The organism is Methanobrevibacter millerae (assembly GCF_001477655.1).
GTDB classification, from domain to species: domain Archaea; phylum Methanobacteriota; class Methanobacteria; order Methanobacteriales; family Methanobacteriaceae; genus Methanocatella; species Methanocatella millerae_A.
This window is the reverse complement of record NZ_CP011266.1, coordinates 1,463,062-1,483,043: the sequence shown is the minus strand read 5'-3', so window position 1 is coordinate 1,483,043 and position 19,982 is coordinate 1,463,062. Positions and strand designations below refer to the sequence as shown.

18 protein-coding genes are annotated in these 19,982 nt (G+C 32.9%); 16 read left to right on the top strand and 2 right to left on the bottom strand.

The window, feature by feature from the left end; genetic code table 11:
• Positions 1-24 precede the first annotated feature (24 nt).
• From SM9_RS06545 to SM9_RS06505, 9 genes are all read left to right on the top strand, one after another.
• The gene (locus SM9_RS06545; protein WP_083495861.1) at positions 25-4,962 is read left to right on the top strand and encodes a cobaltochelatase subunit CobN; all 4,938 of its coding nucleotides are present in this window, start codon (positions 25-27) and stop codon (positions 4,960-4,962) included.
• Positions 4,963-5,210: 248 nt separating this feature from the next.
• Positions 5,211-5,921 (top strand): DUF2162 domain-containing protein, encoded by a 711-nt coding sequence (locus tag SM9_RS06540; protein WP_058739375.1) that lies wholly within the window; start codon positions 5,211-5,213, stop codon positions 5,919-5,921.
• Positions 5,922-5,937: 16 nt separating this feature from the next.
• A complete protein-coding gene (locus SM9_RS06535; protein WP_058739374.1) occupies positions 5,938-6,585 on the top strand; it encodes a MotA/TolQ/ExbB proton channel family protein in 648 nt (215 codons plus the stop codon).
• Between the two features lie 5 nt (positions 6,586-6,590).
• Entirely contained in the window at positions 6,591-6,929 is a 339-nt protein-coding gene (locus tag SM9_RS06530; protein ID WP_058739373.1) for a DUF2149 domain-containing protein, read from the top strand.
• 140 nt (positions 6,930-7,069) lie between these two features.
• A complete protein-coding gene (locus SM9_RS06525) occupies positions 7,070-8,839 on the top strand; it encodes a YhgE/Pip domain-containing protein (protein WP_058739372.1) in 1,770 nt (589 codons plus the stop codon).
• A gap of 97 nt (positions 8,840-8,936) precedes the next feature.
• The gene (locus SM9_RS06520) at positions 8,937-9,254 is read left to right on the top strand and encodes a transcription factor S (RefSeq protein ID WP_058739371.1); all 318 of its coding nucleotides are present in this window, start codon (positions 8,937-8,939) and stop codon (positions 9,252-9,254) included.
• Between the two features lie 276 nt (positions 9,255-9,530).
• Positions 9,531-10,076, top strand: a complete 546-nt coding sequence (gene rbr / locus SM9_RS06515; protein ID WP_058739370.1) for a rubrerythrin — start codon at positions 9,531-9,533, stop codon at positions 10,074-10,076.
• 63 nt (positions 10,077-10,139) lie between these two features.
• Entirely contained in the window at positions 10,140-11,708 is a 1,569-nt protein-coding gene (locus SM9_RS06510) for a ClC family H(+)/Cl(-) exchange transporter (RefSeq protein WP_058739369.1), read from the top strand.
• 155 nt (positions 11,709-11,863) lie between these two features.
• Positions 11,864-12,388, top strand: a complete 525-nt coding sequence (locus tag SM9_RS06505) for a nitroreductase family protein (protein ID WP_232299101.1) — start codon at positions 11,864-11,866, stop codon at positions 12,386-12,388.
• Here the strand turns inward: SM9_RS06505 and SM9_RS06500 are convergent.
• Together SM9_RS06500 and SM9_RS06495 are read right to left on the bottom strand one after the other, a co-directional pair.
• Complete coding sequence (locus tag SM9_RS06500; RefSeq protein ID WP_058739368.1) at positions 12,385-12,645, bottom strand: hypothetical protein; 261 nt, start codon at positions 12,643-12,645, stop codon at positions 12,385-12,387. The genes SM9_RS06505 and SM9_RS06500 overlap by 4 nt on opposite strands.
• A gap of 94 nt (positions 12,646-12,739) precedes the next feature.
• Entirely contained in the window at positions 12,740-14,701 is a 1,962-nt protein-coding gene (locus SM9_RS06495; RefSeq protein ID WP_058739367.1) for a phage holin family protein, read from the bottom strand.
• Positions 14,702-14,824: 123 nt separating this feature from the next.
• Between SM9_RS06495 and mch the strand changes: the two genes are divergently transcribed.
• From mch to SM9_RS06460, 7 genes are all read left to right on the top strand, one after another.
• Positions 14,825-15,796 carry a methenyltetrahydromethanopterin cyclohydrolase gene (gene mch / locus SM9_RS06490; protein WP_058740321.1) on the top strand — a complete coding sequence of 324 codons (972 nt, stop codon included), beginning with the start codon at positions 14,825-14,827 and terminating at the stop codon, positions 15,794-15,796.
• A 185-nt stretch (positions 15,797-15,981) separates the two neighbouring features.
• The gene (locus SM9_RS06485) at positions 15,982-16,785 is read left to right on the top strand and encodes a DUF4013 domain-containing protein (protein ID WP_058739366.1); all 804 of its coding nucleotides are present in this window, start codon (positions 15,982-15,984) and stop codon (positions 16,783-16,785) included.
• Positions 16,786-16,863: 78 nt separating this feature from the next.
• A complete protein-coding gene (locus tag SM9_RS06480) occupies positions 16,864-17,421 on the top strand; it encodes a DUF2284 domain-containing protein (RefSeq protein WP_058739365.1) in 558 nt (185 codons plus the stop codon).
• A gap of 141 nt (positions 17,422-17,562) precedes the next feature.
• Positions 17,563-18,243 carry an NADPH-dependent F420 reductase gene (gene npdG, locus SM9_RS06475; protein WP_058739364.1) on the top strand — a complete coding sequence of 227 codons (681 nt, stop codon included), beginning with the start codon at positions 17,563-17,565 and terminating at the stop codon, positions 18,241-18,243.
• 29 nt (positions 18,244-18,272) lie between these two features.
• Positions 18,273-18,758 carry a PDDEXK family nuclease gene (locus tag SM9_RS06470; protein WP_058739363.1) on the top strand — a complete coding sequence of 162 codons (486 nt, stop codon included), beginning with the start codon at positions 18,273-18,275 and terminating at the stop codon, positions 18,756-18,758.
• Positions 18,759-18,762: 4 nt separating this feature from the next.
• Complete coding sequence (locus SM9_RS06465; RefSeq protein WP_058739362.1) at positions 18,763-19,347, top strand: Ig-like domain-containing protein; 585 nt, start codon at positions 18,763-18,765, stop codon at positions 19,345-19,347.
• A gap of 48 nt (positions 19,348-19,395) precedes the next feature.
• Positions 19,396-19,911: a hypothetical protein gene (locus SM9_RS06460; protein WP_058739361.1), complete on the top strand. Its 516-nt coding sequence runs from the start codon at positions 19,396-19,398 to the stop codon at positions 19,909-19,911.
• Positions 19,912-19,982 lie beyond the last annotated feature (71 nt).

Genomic DNA, 19,982 nt, shown 5'->3' with positions numbered 1-19,982 from the left:
TTAGCTATTTTAATTGTTTTAATTATGTGTAGTTTAAATATTTCATTTGCACAGGATAATAATAATACAATTACCTCTGCTGATTCAAATCAATATGATAAATCTATGTTGCTTATTAGTGATAATGGAGGAACAAATATTTTTGATTCAGCGGCTAATGAAGTGTTAAATAACTATTCAAATGTTAATATTCAGGTTAGAAGTTCAAATCAGATTTCTACTATGAAAGAAGATGAACTCTATGAACTTGTTGATAAAAGTGATATTGTCATGGCAAACTGGTTAACTACAGATGCTGATTCTGTTTTTACAAATTTGTTATTAAAATATCCTAATTTGTCAAATAAAGAAATGTTTTTAATATTGGAAACATCCTCTTCTTCACAGCTTAAAACATTTAATTTGGTTAAAAATTCTACTATAAATTATCATAAAATCTTCGATGATAGTACATACACAGCCGACTTTTTAAATGAATATTTCCAAACAACAAAAAGAGGACAATCATACACATCTGTAAATGATTATCTGACCAATGGGAATGGAAATAAAGTGGATTCCAAATATAATCAGGCGGTTTTATATAAAGACTGCAATGATAAAGAAAATCAAATTAATCAGATATTATGGGCATTGAATACCTGCGGTTTTAATTGCCAGTATGCTAATCCGGTTTTCCATCAGTCCTATCAATATGGTATATATAGGGAAAAATATATGTCATTGGAAGAATACAAAAAGCAGTATTTCAATTCATCAAGAAAATATACTGTTGGTTTGCTTGAAAGTAATATGTATGTATCCAGTGCTTCTTTAGAACCGTATTATGCATTAATAAAATCATTAGAATCCAAAGGTGCTAATGTTATTCCTGTTGTAGCGGCAGGAGGTTCAGATGACCAATATAAAGTCATGGTTGAATATTTTACCAATGCTCCAGATTACCAATCATTTTTAGATAATCCATCAGAATATGAAAGTCATGTTGATGCAATCGTTTCAATGCCTGCTTATGGTATTGGAGGAACATTATTTGATAAAGTAACTGAATTTTTTGAAACTGCCGGAGTACAAGTATTTAGAGCTGTCCACTCAGATTATGTGAATAATGGTGAGTGGGAATTAAGTACTACAGGTCTTCCAGGAAACAGAAGTGACAAATGGTGGCATGTTGCCATTGGTGAAGCACAAGGTATAATTGAAGCTACTTTTGTTGGTGGTGTAACTCATGAAATATCCCCTAATACTGGTGCGGAACGTTCTGGATACAAACCACATGATACAAACATTGATTTATTAACTAATCGTATTGTTTCATGGATAGATTTGAAGTATACAGAAAATGCAGATAAAAAAATCTCATTAATCTATTATAATTATCCTCCGGGAAAACAAAATATCGGTTCAAGTTACTTGGATTCAATAACTAGTATCTATAATCTTTTGCTTGCTTTGAAAACTGAAGGATATGATGTTGGTGAACTTCCAGAAAATACCAGCCAATTGGAAGATATGATTATTAAATGCGGTATTAATGTAGCTACATGGGCTCCAGGTGAACTTGAAAAATTAGCTAATAGGTCTAATGTAGTCTTGCTTCCGGTTTCTGAATACATAGGATGGTTTGAAAATTTACAGCCTATCTCTAAATTACAGGTTGTGGAAGGGCCTGTTGCTTATATTGGTGAGTTATCAAGAAATGCAATAGCCATTAATTACACAGATCCTATGGATGAGAGGCTGACTGAATGGTATAGTGAAATTATTGCATTGCTTCCGGACAATTATACTTCTCAGGCAGTTCCAATTTTAGATAATATTGTTGCATCTTTAAAACAGTATTTAAAGACAGGTTTAGAATCAGATTATGATGTTTTTTTAAAATATAAAAAGCAATGGGCTGATTTGAATGTGCCTGGTTTGAATGGTTGGGGAGATGCTCCGGGCAATATTATGACCGTTTGGAGAAATGGAACACAATACTTTGTAATTCCGGGTTTAACATTCGGTAATGTGTTTGTGGCACCTGAACCTCAAAGAGGATGGGAAGCAGATTCTGATGCATTATATCACAGCTCTGCAGTTGCTCCAACACATCAATATTTGGCTGCATATTATTATTTCCAGGAATATTATCCACAATCAATGGTATTTGTTGGAAGACATGCAACTCATGAATGGTTGCCTGGTAAGGAGGTCTTATTATCTTCTACAGATTACGGTTCTATTGTTGTTGGCGATACTCCTCAAATATATTTCTACATTTCTGATGGTCTTGGTGAAGGAATTCAGGCTAAAAGAAGAGGTTTTGCAGTAATGATTTCTCATTTGACTTCTCCTTTGGCTTATACTCAACTTTATGGAAACTTAACTTCTTTAGCCAATCTGATAAATGAATATGAAAATTCATTAAATCAAAGTTCTAAAGATGCACTCGTATCTGAAATCAGACATCTTGTTGAAACAAATAACTATGTTCATTCTATGGGCATAAGCAATGATACATTCAATAAGTTATCTTCGGATGATGTTGTTTCCACAGTCGATTCTTTCATTAAATCTGTTCAAAATGAAATTTATACTTGGGGTTTGCATGCGATTGGACAGAATTGGACAGATAAGGATATTGGATTGTCAGTATCGACAGCCTTATCTCAACAATTTACATATAATGGCGTAACTACTTCATTATATGATGAAATTGCACAAATAAAATATTCTAAAAAATATAATGAGCTTAATTCTCTTGAAAGAGACATAGTAATGAATTTATCTTCAGATGTTGTAATCTCCTTGATTTACTATTCAAGTAATGAAGTGGCACAGGTGTTAGGTGTAAATTCATCTAGTCTAATTGCAGCATTTGACTATGCAAAATTGTATATATCTTTGATAAAACTGTCTGTTAATGAAGAAATAAATTCATTTATTGATGCATTGAATGGAAAATATATTGCTCCTGGTCCTGCAGGTGATGTATTGGATGTTAATTCTTTACCTACTGGAGGAAATTTCTTCCATGATCAATCTCAAGAACTTCCAACTGCAGAAGCATATGAATATGGAAGTGTTTTAACACTGCTTGCATTAGAAGGATTAACAGATGATACTGAAAAGCTTGTAATGGGAATTTGGTGTGTTGAAACAGCAAGAGATAATGGTGCATTAATTTCAGTTGTTTTGTATTTACTTGGAATGGAACCTATTTATTCATCTTCACCAAGTGCCGGTGGATATGTTCAGGTGGGTAATGATGAAGACCATGATGACCATGAACACGATGATGATGAGGTTAGTGTTGGTGTAAAAACTAGAATCATGCCTTCTGTAATCAAACTCAATGATTTGACTCGTCCTGATGGATGGGCTAAAAAAAGAATTGACGTTACTGTTATCACAAGTGGTAACTTTAGAGATTTATATTCTACCCAAGCTATATTGATGGATAATGCATTTAGAGTTGCATTGGCCAGATCATATATGTATATTTTAGACAATGATGAATTAATGAATAGCAAATGGGCTAAGGATATTGAAGAAGGTTTGGATCAAATCATGGCCAGCGTTGATTATTATGGTGTTGGTGGTGAATCATTTGAAGAAAACTATGTTGCTAAACATTGGATTAATGATTTCATTTACTATAAGGAGTTAGGATATAATACTACTTATGCTGCTGAATGTGCAATAACACGCATTTTTGCACCACCGAATGGTGATTACGGTGCAGGAATTGCAAAATCAGTATCTTTAAGTTGGACTTGGAATGATACTGATGAATTAGCTGATTTCTATTTAGGCAGAATGGGAAATATGTATTCCAGATTCTATTGGGGTGAAACAAATCCATTAGTATTTGCAAGAGCATTGAACAATACAAATGATTTGATTGTTAGTCGTAACACTAATGTTTATGGTGTTTTAGATAATGATGATTTCTTTGATTATTGGGGTGGACTTTCAATGACAATGGCTTATGTAAATGGAAATACTCCAAACATGAATGTATTGATGTATGGAAATAAAAATACTCCATATACTACATCAATTGAACAGGCTATTGCAAAAGAAATTCTCACTCGCTACTCAAATCCTGATTGGATATCTGGAATGATGCAGGAAGGTTATAGTGGTGCTAGATATATTTCCAATAAATTTTTAACTGATTTGCTTGGTTGGTCTGTAACAAGACCTGAAGCTGTTTCAAATTATATGTGGGATGATGCATATGATGTTTACTTTAATGATAAGTATGGAATAGGAGTGTCAGATTGGTTAAAAACAGGAAATAATAATTATGCATTTATATCTTCTGCAGGTACATTATTGACTGCGGCTTATGAAGGTTACTGGAAAACAGATTCCGCAACATTATCCAATGTTGCAAATCAATGGGCAGAAGCTGTAATTGCAAATGGTGTTGCATGTTGTGACTGTAGTTGTGGTAACATAGCTATGATGCAATGGGCAGTTGATTTTATTAATCCTGATTTGCTTGCCAAATTTGCTGATCAAATTTTCCAGGCAACTAATCATAATTTCTTCAATCCAGCTAATTTCCAGAATAATCCTAATACTGACAGTGCAGATAGCCAAACAGATGAAAATTCTGGTATGAACACTACAAATGCCAATGTTAAATCAAATACCACTTCATCCACTTTAAAATCAGACAGTGCTACATCCGGTTTTAATAATGGTGATACTGCTAGAGGTATTGGTGTAACTTCATCACAATCAGCCACTGCATCCAGTGCTTCTGAAATAAATGGTCCGGAAAATACTGGTGAAGAAGGCGCTGATTCTTCATCCAAAAGTTACGAAGTTGAAAAATCAGTTTCAAGTAGCAGTACAACAACTGAAAAATCCATGTCTATACAGTTGATAATATGTGTAATTATTTTAGTTGGAATTTTTGCTATTGGATACTTTAGAAATAAAAATAAACAAGATGAATTTTAATTAATTGAATAACTTTAAAGTTATTCTTTAATTTTTTTATTTAAATTTTTAAATAATGTTTTAATAAAATGAACGTATAAATATAATAATGTAAATTTAATATTGATAAATAGGCTCTATAAGATTTACTTTATGTGTCTTTTGTTGGGGTTTTTAATTTTGAAATGTAATAATTTACTTTATATAGTTTAAAAAATAAATATGTAAATTGTAATTGATTTTTAATTAATTATGGGGATGATTTTAATATGGATATGATGAGTGTTTTATGGCAATTTGGTATTCTTGCGGCAATTCTCGTTTTTGGTATAAAAGTGGGATTAGCTTCTGGTTTAGCTAATTTGTCAAAAAAATTATTTGCTATTATCTGTGTTGGATATGGTGGTGGAGTTTTAATAATTTCTGCTATCGCATCATTGTATGCAGAACAAATCACTCAAGCTATTTATAGTTATAATTCAATATTCTATATAATCATGGCGTTAATAATGATTATTGCAGGTTTATTCACAATTCGTGAGTGGAAAGTGCATAATCATAATACAAGTACTGCAACTTCTCTTGCGGTAATTGCACCTTGTCCATGTTGTTTCGGGTCAATTGTTGCAAGTATTTTGATTGTTGCTCCAACTATTGGTGTTGGTGCTTTTTATTTAAGTTGGTTTGCAGCTGCTGCTTTGGTGGCAGTGATTGTTATAACTTACTTTGCTTCTAATGTTATTGTAAAGTATTTAAGCAAACCTTATCCGATTATTTTAGGAAATTTCATGTTGCTTTTAGGTGCTTATTTCTTACTTTCTGCAATTGTTATTCCAAATATTGCAGGTTCCCTAAGTAAGGATTTCAGTACTATTTCAATGACTTCTCCTGAATCTATTATTGCAGTAATCTTAATAATAATTGCATTGGTGATTATTGGAATATTTTTAAACAAAAGAAGTAAAAGTCTTTTAGATTAAATTAAGGTGATATATAATGAGTGTAAGTATACCTGGTGGAGAATTTTTAACCGGTTCTTTGGATGTTATTTCCCAAAGTTTAACTATTCCCGTACTGGTTATTCTTTTAATTATAGTTGTAATTTCAATCATTACATTAGGAGGAGTAATATCTGAATATACTTCAAGAAAAAAAGTTCCTGTCGGAACAGTTAGGGATTTGATTTATAAAATTAACTCTGCAGCTTCTGTTGATGAACTTAAAAGTATTATTGAATCAGCAGAAATTCCAAAATCTCAAAAAAAGGTTTTGACTGAAATTGCAAGTTCATCTGCTTTAGATAATAATTCAAGAGAAGCTTTAGCACGTAAATTAGTTGAATATGAAGAAGAAAAAACTGATAAAACATTACAAAAAACTGATATTATTACTCGTGTAGGTCCTACTTTAGGATTAATGGGTACTTTAATTCCTATGGGTCCTGGGCTTGCGGCTTTAGGTGCCGGAGATGTAAATACTCTTGCAGAATCATTAACTCTTGCATTTAACACTACAATTGTAGGTATTGGTTCAGGTGCTTTATGTTATGTTATCGGTAAAATTAGAAGCGGTTGGTATGACCGTTATTTATCTGATTTAGATGCTTTGTCAGATGCTGTTTTAGATTATATGAACAAACAGTGATTCAAATGGTTCGTAAAAAACAAAGAAGGCGATCTAATCGTGTCGAAGAAGATCCGATGGCGGGTACAGCTAACTTGGTTGATGCTATGCTTGTTATTGCTGTTGGTTTTCTTGTTTTTGTAATTATCAGTTGGAACATGCAGGCCATAGTTTTCAATGAGGATATGACTCCTGAACAAAAACAACAAGTAATGCAATCTATTAAGAGTGTTTCTGAAGTTAATCAAGGCCAACAGTTAAATGAGACTCCTGATACTTCTAATAGTTCAGGTCAAGGTTATACTGAAATGGGTAAAGTATACAAGGATCCATCGACAGGTAAGCTGATAATGGTAGAGGGTTGAGCCTCTACTTCAAACTTTTTTTCTATTTTTTTTATTCTGTTAAAAATTAATTACTTTTAAATATTATTTTTTATAAACATTATTAATAGATATATTTTTTTAAAAAAATTATATTAATAAATTTGCTTTTGAGGTTAATCATGGGAAAACGAGATTTTGGTAATGTAATTGAAATTATGAAAAATGATTTCAGAGCTGCTCGTTCAAATCCTATAGTAGTAATTACTTTAATTGCTATCATTATTTTACCATCTCTATATGCGGTTATAAACATCAATGCTTGCTGGGATCCGTATGAAAAAACAAATGATATGGATTTTGCTATAGCAAATATGGATAACGGAACAGAATATCAGGGATTGAAGTTAAATGTTGGTGAGGATTTGGTGGAAGGGCTTAAAAATGAAACCCGATTCCATTGGGTTTATGTTGATGAAGATACATTGCGTGAGGGAGTTCATAATGGAACTTATTATGCAGGAATTATAATACCGCAAAACCTGAGTAAAAATGTTGTTTCTATTACAACTGATGACCCTCAATCCGCAAAATTAGTTTATATTGTAAATGATAAGACAAATCCTGTTGCTCCTAGAATTACTCAGCAGGGTGCAAACATGATTTATAATGAGATGAATGCAAAAATTATCCAGTTTATCAATTTAGCGGCTTATGGTAAATTGGGTGAACTGCAGTCTGGTTTAGCTTCAGGTGCATCACAAATGTCTTCAGGTGCAGCTCAGTTGTCTTCAGGTGCAGCGCAGGTTTCATCAGGTGCATCACAGGTTGCCAGTGGTGAAGCTCAGGTCGTTGACGGTGCAAATCAAATTACAGATGGTGCATCTCAGCTTTCAACAGGTGCAGAACAGGTATCAACCGGATGGTCTACAGTTCAGGATAAGGTATCACAGGCAGAATCCAAAATTAACATATCTCAACAGGACATTGATAAATTACCTGACGGAAAAGCAAAAGATACAATTAACACATTGATTGGCTATAAAAATTCTGCAAATCAACTGATACAAGGTACAAATGATGTAGCACAGGGTTCCCTTAAATTGTCTGCCAGTTCAGCAGAGCTTGCTCAAGGATCTGCTCAATTGGCTGAAGGTTCCTTGAGTTTGGCTGCAGGTGCACAATTACTATCTAATGGGGCTGCATATGCATTAATAACAGCAGCATCATCTCTTTCAAGTGCTGCAAATTCATTATCTGATGTAACTGGAATTAATGAAACATTACTGGGTGAATATTTCTATGCTCCAATTACATTAGACAAGATTGAGGAATTCCCTTCAGACCACTATGGTGACCAGGTGGCACCATTTTATATTGTATTGTCCATGTGGGTCGGTGCATTAATCACATCTGCAATGCTATCTGCAGGGACAAGTACAGGAACAAAATATTCTCCACTGGAAATGTACTTTGGTAAATTGGCTTTATTCATTGCATTATCTATATTGCAGGCCATTGTAACTATTGTATTCACATTTGCTATCGGTGTTCATGTTGACAATTTAGGAATGTTTATATTCACATCGATTTTTGTATCGGTAATCTTTATGACATTGATATATTCATTCGTATCGGCGGTAGGCCAAGTAGGAAAGATGGTTGCAATTTTACTTCTTGTATTCCAGATTTCTGGAACCGGAGGTATTTATCCAATTGAAATCATGAATCCTATTTTCCAGGCACTGTATCCATATCTGCCGATGACATATGCTATAAATATAGTAAGAGAAACTGTACTTGGACTTATTTGGAGCAATTATATTCCTTCATTTTTAGTCCTTATGGCAATAGCTATTGCTACAATTATACTATCCCTTATTATCAAAGAGAAAGCTGACAAGGCTTCACACTTCTTTGAGGAAAAACTTGAGGATTCAGGATTATTCTAGCATTTGCTAGAATCTTTTTTCTTTTTTTTTCAACCGATTATTTTATAAGTATGGTTGACTAAACTAATACTTACGAATTTTTAATGGTGTTTTTTATATGGAATTCTGTCCTAATTGCGGTTCAATGTTAATGCCTGATAATGGCAAAATCAAATGCAGATGTGGATATACAAAATCCCTAACTGAAAATGATTTGGAAGAGCAGTACAAATTTGAAGGCGAAAAGAATAAGGATTTGGAAGTCATTGTAACTGACAACAATAATGTTGCACTGCCGACAACAAGAATAACCTGCTATAAGTGCGGCGGAACCAAAGGCTATTGGTGGACAGTTCAGACAAGATCTGCCGATGAGGCACCAACCAATTTCATCAGATGCGCAAAATGCGGCAACACCTGGAGAAGCTCCAATTAAACATAATATTCTTTACAAAAACCTTTTTTTAAACACATCAATGAAAGTTTTTCCTTTGTCTGACCCATATTCTTTTTAAACAAAGGATAATCACGTGAAAACTCACAAAAATTAAATGATGTGTTAATAGATCAATTATTAAAAGATATTGGAAATTAATTGATTTTTTGAAAATACTAACGTTAAGATTTTTCAATATTTTTCTTTTTCTAAATAACAGTTATATCCTATAATCTACAAACTAGTAATAGATACACTTGTATCGGAGATGATAATATGGCAGATTTAAAAGGTACAAAAACTGAAGAGAATTTAAAAGCTGCACTTGCAGGCGAATCTCAAGCTCGTGTAAAATATGAATTTTACGCATCCCAAGCTAAAAAGGATGGATATGTTGAAATCAAGGAAATTTTCCAGGAATCATCTGACAATGAGAAGGAACATGCAAAAATCTGGTTCAAATTGTTGAATGGCGGTAAAGTACCTCCTACAACTGATAACCTTGCAGATGCAGCAGCAGGCGAACATGAAGAATGGACTGTAATGTATAAGGAATTCGCACAAACCGCTCGTGAAGAAGGTTTAGATGACATTGCAGAATTATTCGATGCGGCAGCAGCTACTGAAAAGGCTCACGAAGAAAGGTATAATGCTTTATCTGAAAAAATTGCAGCAGACAAAGTATTCAAAAAAGACGAAGAAATTGCATGGAAATGTAATAACTGTGGATATATCCATTACGGAAAAGAAGCTCCTGAAGTATGTCCGTTATGCGATCACCCACAAGCTCACTTTAGAAAAAAGGATGAAAGTTATATCTAAATCTTTTTTCTTTTCTTTTTTTTAAATAAATTATTTAATTTATAAACTTCAATATATTAATTGATGAAGGAAGTACAAAAGACATTCAAATCCATTGTTGAAAACCCAAGACATATTTTCAAACTAACAGTACAGGGTATTCTAGTAGGTATTTTTTCAGGTTTGATGGTATGTTTGTATAGGTTTCTTTTAAATGGCTCTGAGGATATATTAAGGGGCTATTTAAGTATTATTAACAGCAATGTAATTTACATTGTATTATTTTTTGTATTTTTAATAGTTTTGGCATTATTGACTGCTTATCTGATGCGTTGGGAAAGTGATGCAAGGGGAAGCGGTATTCCTCAGGTAAATGCTGAACTGAAAGGATTTATGGATGTAAACTGGTATAAGACTTTGTTTGCAAAGATAGTTGGTGGAATTTTCACTGCATTGGGCGGTCTGTCCCTAGGTCCTGAAGGTCCTTCCGTTCAGATTGGTGCAATGGCAGGTAAAGGTGTTTCTAAAATATTTAAAGAATCCAAAACAGATGAGCTAAGACTGGTTCTTGTCGGATCTGCTGTTGGTATAACTGCGGCATTCAATGCTCCCATGGCAGGGGTTATATTTATTTTGGAAGAGATAAATCATGGTTTTGATAAAACTTTGGTTTTTGTTGCATTAGTTTCAGCAATTGTCTCTGATTTTATATCAAAAATGATTTTTGGCCAGTCCACAATATTGTCTTTTCCTGTAGCCAACATTCCATTATCTTCATACTGGCTGCTGGTGCTGCTTGGTGTGGTATTGGGTTTGCTTGGTTATCTTTATAATGTGGGTATGATTAAGGCAGAGGATTTATGGGCTAAAATTCCTAATTTAAGTCTGGAAATTAAATTTATAATTGTATTTGTAGTATCTGGTATAATAGCTTTAATAATGCCTGAGATAAGTGACGGCGGACATTTCATGATGGGAATGCTTGATGTAGCTGTTCCGTCCTTAGGTTTGCTTTTAATCTATTTTGTCGCCAAGGCATTATTTTCAATATTTTCATTTTCTTCAGGTGCTCCTGGAGGAATATTTTTGCCTATTCTGGTTTTAGGAGCTTATATCGGAGCTATTTTTGCATCCATATTTATTCCGATTTGCGGTCTTGAAAGTGTTCTGGTTTATAGATTCATCATTATTGCAATGGCCGGATTTTTCACGGCAACTGTCAGATCACCGATTACAGGTATTGTTCTTTTGTCTGAAATGAGCGGTTCAACTGAAGCTTTGGTTTCTATGCTATTGGTCTGTCTAATAGCTTATGTGGTACCGACACTGCTTGGAAATGAACCTATTTACGAATCTCTTCTTGAAAGATTATTGAATAGGCGAGAGGAAAAATTCACTCCTGAGCCTTCACGCCATGTTTTATCAGAGTATATTGTTCCTTTGGAGTGTAAATACATTGGTGTTGAAATCAAAAACATTCCATTTCCTAAAAACTCAATTGTAGTTTCTGTTATAAGAAATGGGAGCTATGTTATTGCACAGGAGGATTTCCAGATTAATTATGGTGACCAAATCCATATTCTGACTGATGTCAATGACTTCCCATATGCCAATCGTGAAATTGAAGAAATTATTAATGGAAAAAAACATTAATTTTTTAGTTATCATGTAGATTTGGCAGTTTTTGTTTTTATTATTTTTTTATCAATTGTAAATTTTAAGTTTATCAATCAATAAATATTGCATGATTTCACTTTCTATAAAAATTATTAATCGTTTTTTCAATTATTTTAATGGAAATTTTTTTAATGTTTGGTGATAAACATATTATCATGAATCCGATTTTCAAAAGACACAGTGTTCGTAAATTTTTAGATGATGAAGTTAGTCCCGTTCAAATGGAAAATCTTCTGAAAGCGGGAATGCAGGCACCTTCCGCATGCAATCAGCAGCCATGGGAGTTCATCGTAATAGAAGATGATGAAGATAAGGTTGCTATTTCAAACATGCATAAATTCGCAAAGCCTGCCGGTGAGGCATCAAGGCTGATTGTCGTTTTAGGCAATCTCAAAGAGGCAAAAATAGAATCAATGATTGAGCAGGATTTGGGAGCATGCTGTGAAAACATATTGCTTCAGGCAACTTATGAAGGTTTAGGTGCAGTTTGGCTAGGCTTTCATCCGATTGAAGATAGGTGCAGAAAAATAGTTGAATATCTTGACATTCCAGAGTATTGCATTCCATTTGCGGTGATTTGTGTTGGCTATCCTGTGAATGATAATGATGTTAAAATAAGATTTGACGAATCAAAGATACATTACAAAAAGTATTAGATATATTTTTGAAGTTCTATGCCCTTGTCGGTGCATTTGTATAGACGTCCTTTTCTAACCTCTTCATTTACACAAACTACTAATTCTTCTTTTTTTAAGTCAGATAGTGATGCTGAAACCTGACTGGTTTTAATTCCAATGTCCTTTGCTATCTCTGAAGGCATTTTGATGTCATGGCCAATGCTTTTTAAGGTTTTTGTTCGATAGGCTGAAACTTTTACATGTCCCAACTTTTGGTATAGCTCTTTTTCGTCCATATATATAATGTTGTATTTTAGTTAAAAATGTTTATATATAAATAATATCCGATTAAAAGTATTTATATGTGTTTAAATATAATTTAAACACAAATTATTTGATATTTTTTAATTTTTTATTGTTTTCTTTTAATATCTTATAAATACTTTCAGCACCAATTATCTCTTCATCGGACACATCCCATGTTGAAGGATATAATATGAAAGGCTTTGATTGGTCTCCGCCGGCACCTCCGTGACTTCCAACAAGCTCTTCAAATGCACAAACCTCGTCTTTTTCGCTGTCATAGAAACTATTGACCAAAATGTCTGGTGTATGTTCAAATGATGAATTTCTTTTGATGTGTGATGCTATATTTTTTCCAAAGCCTTCAAGAGGGTTTTCACCGTCTATTTTACCGCTGTCCAAGTAGTATGTTCCGTTTTTGCCAATAGCCAGATCACCGTTTTCACTTGATTTAACAACGATAAAACCAATTAATGGATTGTTTACAATTCCCGGAATTAAATCAGGAAACATTGATGCCATCTCTTCATATGTTAGCCTGTGTGACCATTGGGTTAAATAAATCATCGCAAGATTTCCTGAAGCAAGAACAATGACGTCTGAATCGGTTTTTTCAACAGTAGTTTCCTCTTTTTTTATTCTTCTGATGTTTATTGGAGATAATGATTCGGTATAGTGGTCTTCATTTGATGACATGTTTGCATACATTGACATATCATCTGGCAATAGTGATTTAACCAAATCTTCAAATGACTGACCGGTTCTCTGTTTGAATGTTGCGCCGTTTGTCTGACCATGATCTGATTGGATTACGAACTGATATGGCCTTGGTGTGTATTTTGTAGCATTTACTAAATGATTGATTTGCTTATCCATTCTTTTTAAAGCATTGAATGCGTCCTTATCCCGCACTCCGGAGTGATGTGCAATTTCATCATAACCTAAATATGTTGAATATGCAATGTCAACTTCCCCAACCATCATGTCTCCGATCAATGTTGATGTGTTGATTTCTGCCATGAAGACGTTTGTACTGGCCCTTACACCAATATATGTTATTCCTCTATTGATTCTTGGCTGTATATTAAATATCCAGTGAGTTATCTGTGAGTAGATTTCCTGAATCATGTCCCATATAAGCAATACAACAATACGTGCAAAGTTGCTTGGGTTTGAAAATACTGAATACCATGCAGGATTATATAATTTTTTAATGTGCATGATTTTACTTAATGTAAATATTACGTTGTCTGTGTCTCCTGAAAAGAGATTGGAGCGGCTTGCACCATTTTCTGCAAGCAATCCATTTCCATTTGAGATTCTTTTCTCTAGATTTTCAACATTTTTAGGTCCTGAACACTGCATCATTGCATTGTCGTTTGATTTTTCAATCCACCTGAATGCAGTAATTCCCTCGTTGTTTCCGTGCAGTATTCCTGCCTGGCTTGCACCTGTTTGTGAAGACAAGTCAGTTTCCCATTCTCTTAATGTGTGTGATTTTGAATCAATCAAATCTTTAACTGTAGGCATCAAGTCTTTTTCAAGAGCCTCTTCAAGAATCTTATGTCCAAGCCCGTCGATTTCAACAACTATCAATCCAGGATATTTTTTGGATTCTTTAGGTCTTTTTCTTTTAGCATCCCTTATGACTGACCTGTAGTATGTACTTTGGTCGTCCAGTGTTACCAGTGATGATAATATTGTTGAAACAACTGCCATTGATAATGGAGCAAGAATTATTCCTGGGCCTGAAATATTAATTCCAAATGATGGAGCAAGAATCTCTAAGAGCACTCCGTTCAATATCAATGAGCCTATTCCAAAGGTCAAAACAAGAAACGGCATGAATATTCGGGTTAAAATAGGCCAAAATAATGAATTGACTATCCCTATAATCATTACTAAAATTAAAATATCATCCATGTAAGTTACTTTCACTCCCCATCCGATAAGGGCTATAATATAGAGTCCTATTGCATTCCCGATAAATACTAATAAAGTTCTTTTTATAGAACGTGATGGACTTTTAATAACATCTTCACTTGACATATTAATATATTTAATATGTTTACATATAAAATTATTTTAGGCAAATATAAATAATAATAAATCTAAATTTTTAAATAATAACTTACGATTATTGTAAGTTTAATATTTATTCGAGGTTAAATGATGGTAAGTGTAAACTTAGAAGCTAAAAAAACCGTAGATGTAATGATTGAAAAAGCAGATGCATTAAACATTGCAGTATCCACATTAGATAATGGGGCTACTGTTTTAGATTGTGGTGTTAATGTAGATGGAAGTTTTAAAGCAGGTGAACTTTATACTAAAGTTTGTCTCGGTGGACTTGCAGATGTAGGAATTTCAATTCCTGGAGATTTATCTGAAAAATTCGCTCTTCCTTCTGTAAAAATCAAAACTGATTCTCCTTCCATTTCAACTTTAGGTTCTCAAAAAGCAGGATGGTCTGTTAGTGTAGGAGATTTCTTTGCATTAGGTTCAGGTCCAGCTCGTGCAATCGCATTAAAACCAGCTGAAACCTATGAAGAAATTGACTATGAAGACAAAGATGCTGATTTAGCTATTTTAACTTTAGAAGCTGATGTATTGCCTGGTGAAGATGTCGCACAATACATTGCTGATGAATGTGATGTTGATGTTAAAAACGTTTACTTGCTTGTGGCTCCTACCTCTTCATTGGTTGGTTCAATCCAAATTTCAGGAAGAGTTGTTGAAAACGGAACCTACAAAATGTTGGAAGCAATTAAGTTTGACGTAACAAAAGTAAAACATGCAGCAGGTATCGCTCCTATTGCACCGGTTGATCCTGACGGATTAAAAGCTATGGGTAAAACAAACGATGCAGTTTTATTCGGTGGAAGAACTTACTACTATGTTGAATCTGATGAAAATGATGATGTTGCAGATGTTGCAGCTAAATTACCATCTTCCGCAGCTGACGGATATGGAAAACCGTTCTTCGACGTATTTAAAGAAGCAGAATTTGACTTCTACAAAATCGATAAAGGAATGTTTGCTCCGGCTGAAGTTGTTATCAATGATTTAACTACTGGAAAAATCTATAAAGAAGGATTTGTAAATGCAGATTTACTTAAAAAATCCTTTGGTGTAGATGAATAAATTTAACATGCTATCTTTTTAGATAGTACTTTTTTTATTTTTTTATTACTAATCTTATTTTTATATAATTTTTATACACTCGTTATATTTTATATTCATTTTCTTTCCATTTAATTTATATATTAGTTTTTTTAAACTATATTATGTACTCTTTTTTCGAGTAATAAATTTAAAGGTGTATAACTATGAAATTAGGTGAAATTTTTGGGGATGCTTTAAAATATCCAATATCAAATCCTCAAAGTTTAATAATTGTGGGTGTAATATTTTTAATAGCAAACTTAACTACTTTGCTTGCACAATTTGGAGTAAGAAACTCAGCATTTGCAACAATATGGGCTATTGTTGCTCTTATAGTCTCAATTCTTTTAGTGGGTTACGGACTTAGTATATTGAAAAATGCAATTGATTTGGGTGATGATATACCATCATTTGACTGGATGAATAATTTTATCGATGGAATAAAAGTTCTTGTTGTTCAAGTTGTATATATGATTGTTCCTACAATTGTTAGTATCATAGTTGGATATGCTACTATGGGACCTGCTCTTTCTAGAATATTTACTCCAGCAAATATTAGTCAAATGGCTACCAATTCCTCCAGCACTTCCGTTATTTTAAATTCAATTCCATCAAGCGTATGGGCAGGATTATTCTCAGGAATTGCTATAACTGCTGTAATTACCATCATATTTTATATCATATTTGCTCTTTTCTCAACAGTTGCACAATGCAGATTAGCTAAATATGACTCATTAGGTGAAGCATTCAGCTTTGGACAGGTATTTTCAGATATGAAAGAAATTGGTATTGTAAATTTATTTGTATTTGTTATTATTTTATGGATTATAGCAATTATAATTGCTATGGTTGGAGCTTTCATTACAGCAATCCCAATAGTTGGAATAATCATATCTTCATTGATTATCAATTCATTTATTTTGCTATTTTCAAACAGAGCATTAGGTTTATTGTACTCTGATGTATAAACTTAATCCTTTTTCTTTTTTTATAAATTTTTGAATTATTGGAAATATTTATTAACATTTTTTTTAAAATATTTAAATATGAAGGGAATTAGTAAACTAACTGCTGATGTTGATGTTGCTGAGTTTGTTGAAAAGTATGTTGATGTTGAAAGGTTTCAAGGACTTTGCAAAGACTGTGAAGATTATGGAAAAAACTGGAGTTGTCCTCCATTTGAATTTGAAGTGATGGATGTTTGGAATTCTTTCAATAAATTAAAAATCATTGCTTTTAAAATAGATTTTGATGAAGATGAACTTGTCAGGGAATATGATGACAGGGAACTTGATTTCATCTTAAAAAGAGTGGAAAGGATGAAAATCAAGTTAATGAATGAAATCTACATGTTGGAAGATGAGAATTCCTATGGTCTATTTTTGGGAAAATGTAATCTGTGTATGAAATGTACTCGTGAATTTGGAATGCAATGTAAAATGCCATTTAAAATGAGATATTCAATTGAATCTCTTGGTGGTAATGTAGATCAATGTATTGAAGACATTTTTGATTTTAAAATTCTTTATGCTGAAAACAACCACTTACCTGAATATATTATATTCGTTGGTGGGTTATTGTATGAAAAAAATAATTTAGAATAATTGTTAATTTATTTTTATTTAATTATTTTTTTAAACATTTCTCCTAATTTAATAGCAATATTTAATTTTTTTCAATATGGGTCATTTTTTCATTAAAAAATTATATTAAATATGAATTATATAAAATAATATGGTGATAAAATGATAGTTAGTATTATCGGCGGAACTGGACCTCAAGGACTTGGAATCGGTGAAAGATTGGCAATTGAAGGTGTTGATGTTATAATCGGTTCTAGAAAAGAAGAAAAAGCTTTAGAAGTTGTTGCTCAAGCAAAAGAAGACTTAAAAGACTATGATTTATCAACAATGAAAGGCATGGCAAATGAAGATGCTGCTCGTGAAGGTGATATATTAATTATCACAGTACCTTTGGCTGCTCAAAAACCAACAATCGAAGGAATCAAGGAATTCTGTAAGGATAAAATTGTCATGGATGCAACTGTACCTTTAGAAACTGCAATCGGCGGAAAACCATTCAGGTTCATTGACCTCATGGAAGGATCAGCTGCTGAAAGAACTGCTTCAATTCTTGAAGGGACTGGTGCAAAAGTAATCTGTGCTTTCTGTAACATTTCAAACTCACATTTAGCTAATATTCCAGAAGAAATTGACTGTGACTGTTTGATTGCAGGTGATGATAATGATGCAAAAGCAACTGCAGCAGAAATCATTGACAAAATTCCTGGAGTCAAAACCATTGACTGCGGTATTTTGGAAAAAGCAAGAGTTATTGAAAAAATCACTCCATTATTAATTGGATTAAACATAAAATACAAATCCCATTATGGTGGATTAAGGATTACTGGAATTAACTTTGACTAATTCCACTACTTTTTTTTATTTTGATTTAAATGGATGAATTGGAAAATTTGGTTGGAAAATCTATTTTTGACATTGACTCAGATATTGTCGATGCCCTTGAAAGCATTAACATTAAAGTTGCTGTTCTGGAATACAAATATAAGAACTGCGGCAAGAGATATCCTATAGAAACCTTAAATTTGGCTGATATTGATTATGAAAATGTCATACTATTTGATGATTTGATTGATTTTGAAAAGATATTCATTTTCTGGCATTTTAAAAATCAGATTACTGATTTGGAGCTATTTAATATCTCTGATGATTTAAAAAATATTAAAGAGGATTATATTTTAATTACTCAAAAAATTGAAAATAATCAATCTTCAAACATAAGGCAGGGAGATACCAAGTTTCTCGCCGCTAAACGATTGGATGAAACTGTTGAAGTAAATAATAAGATAGTTAACAAACGGGAATTTGTATTCACCAAAAGATATCTTCAAAAAATATTAAATGACATAAAATTATACTAATATCATGGATAACGATAAAATAATTATTATATTGCTTTCAATCATTGTTGTCATGATTGTAATCGGATTTTTCGCATTCAATCCTTTTAAACAGGAGTGCAATATTTCTGTTGTCAGTGCGGATTCGCTGACTGTCGGCGATCAGTTTGCAATATATGTAAGTGATTCCAATTCAAATCCTGTAGCTAATGTGCAGGTATCCGTTTCATTTGTCGGTTCAAATGGTGCAGTTTCAACAAAACAGGTAACGACAGATGCATCAGGTAATGCTGCAGTTAGTCTAAGTGATTTGCCTGCAGGAGCATATAATGTAACATGCAATGTTTTGGAAAATAACAATTACCGTGAAAGTTCAGTTTCAAAACAGATTGCAGTTAATGAAGTTCAAACTCAAGTTTCACAGCCAACAGGCATAAGTGATGACGGATATTCATATTATCCTCAGTCAGGGCCTGCTGTTGACAGTAGGGGTATAACCAGAGAATATGCTATAGCTCATAATATGCATTATATTTCACAAAGTATTGATGGTATGGATGCGGGAGTTTATGTTCGATATGATTCAAAGGCAGGTTCGTATCATACATAATATTTTTCAAGGTAAACTATTAATATTTAAAAGAATTAATCAAATATTATGAGTAAATTAAAAATTGTTCTTTTAGCAATTGTATTGATTGCTGTTGTGTTATTGGTATCAACCATCTTTAGTCCAGTTTTAATTGTTGCTGAAGACTCTGGAGAGGATGCAAGTATTGATATGGCTGCAAAATTCACAATTCTGGGAGGATTTGATTGGATCTATCCTGGAAGTTCATTTAATGCGGCCGGTGAGACATTGCATAATGTTCATTTAAATCATCCTGAAAATCCTTATGGTGCCGCTCAGGATATTATATCATACACATATCATTACACGCCACATATAATTGTCAGTGTTAACAATGCTGCTGCTGAAGCTATTTTTGGTGCAAGTATAATTGATGATATACGGGCAAATGACGCATATAATGGTTATGCTGGCAATGATAAGGTTCCTGGAACAATGTCTCGAGGAGATGCAGTTGATATTGCAATGAATAAAAATGGTATGAACGTTTTCCAAATTCCTATACAAATTTTACTCGGAAATATACATTTTATTTTTGTATAATTCTATTTTCTATTTTTTTCATGAATAATATTTAAATAATTTTTCAAACAGAAATTTATATTGTTATTGTT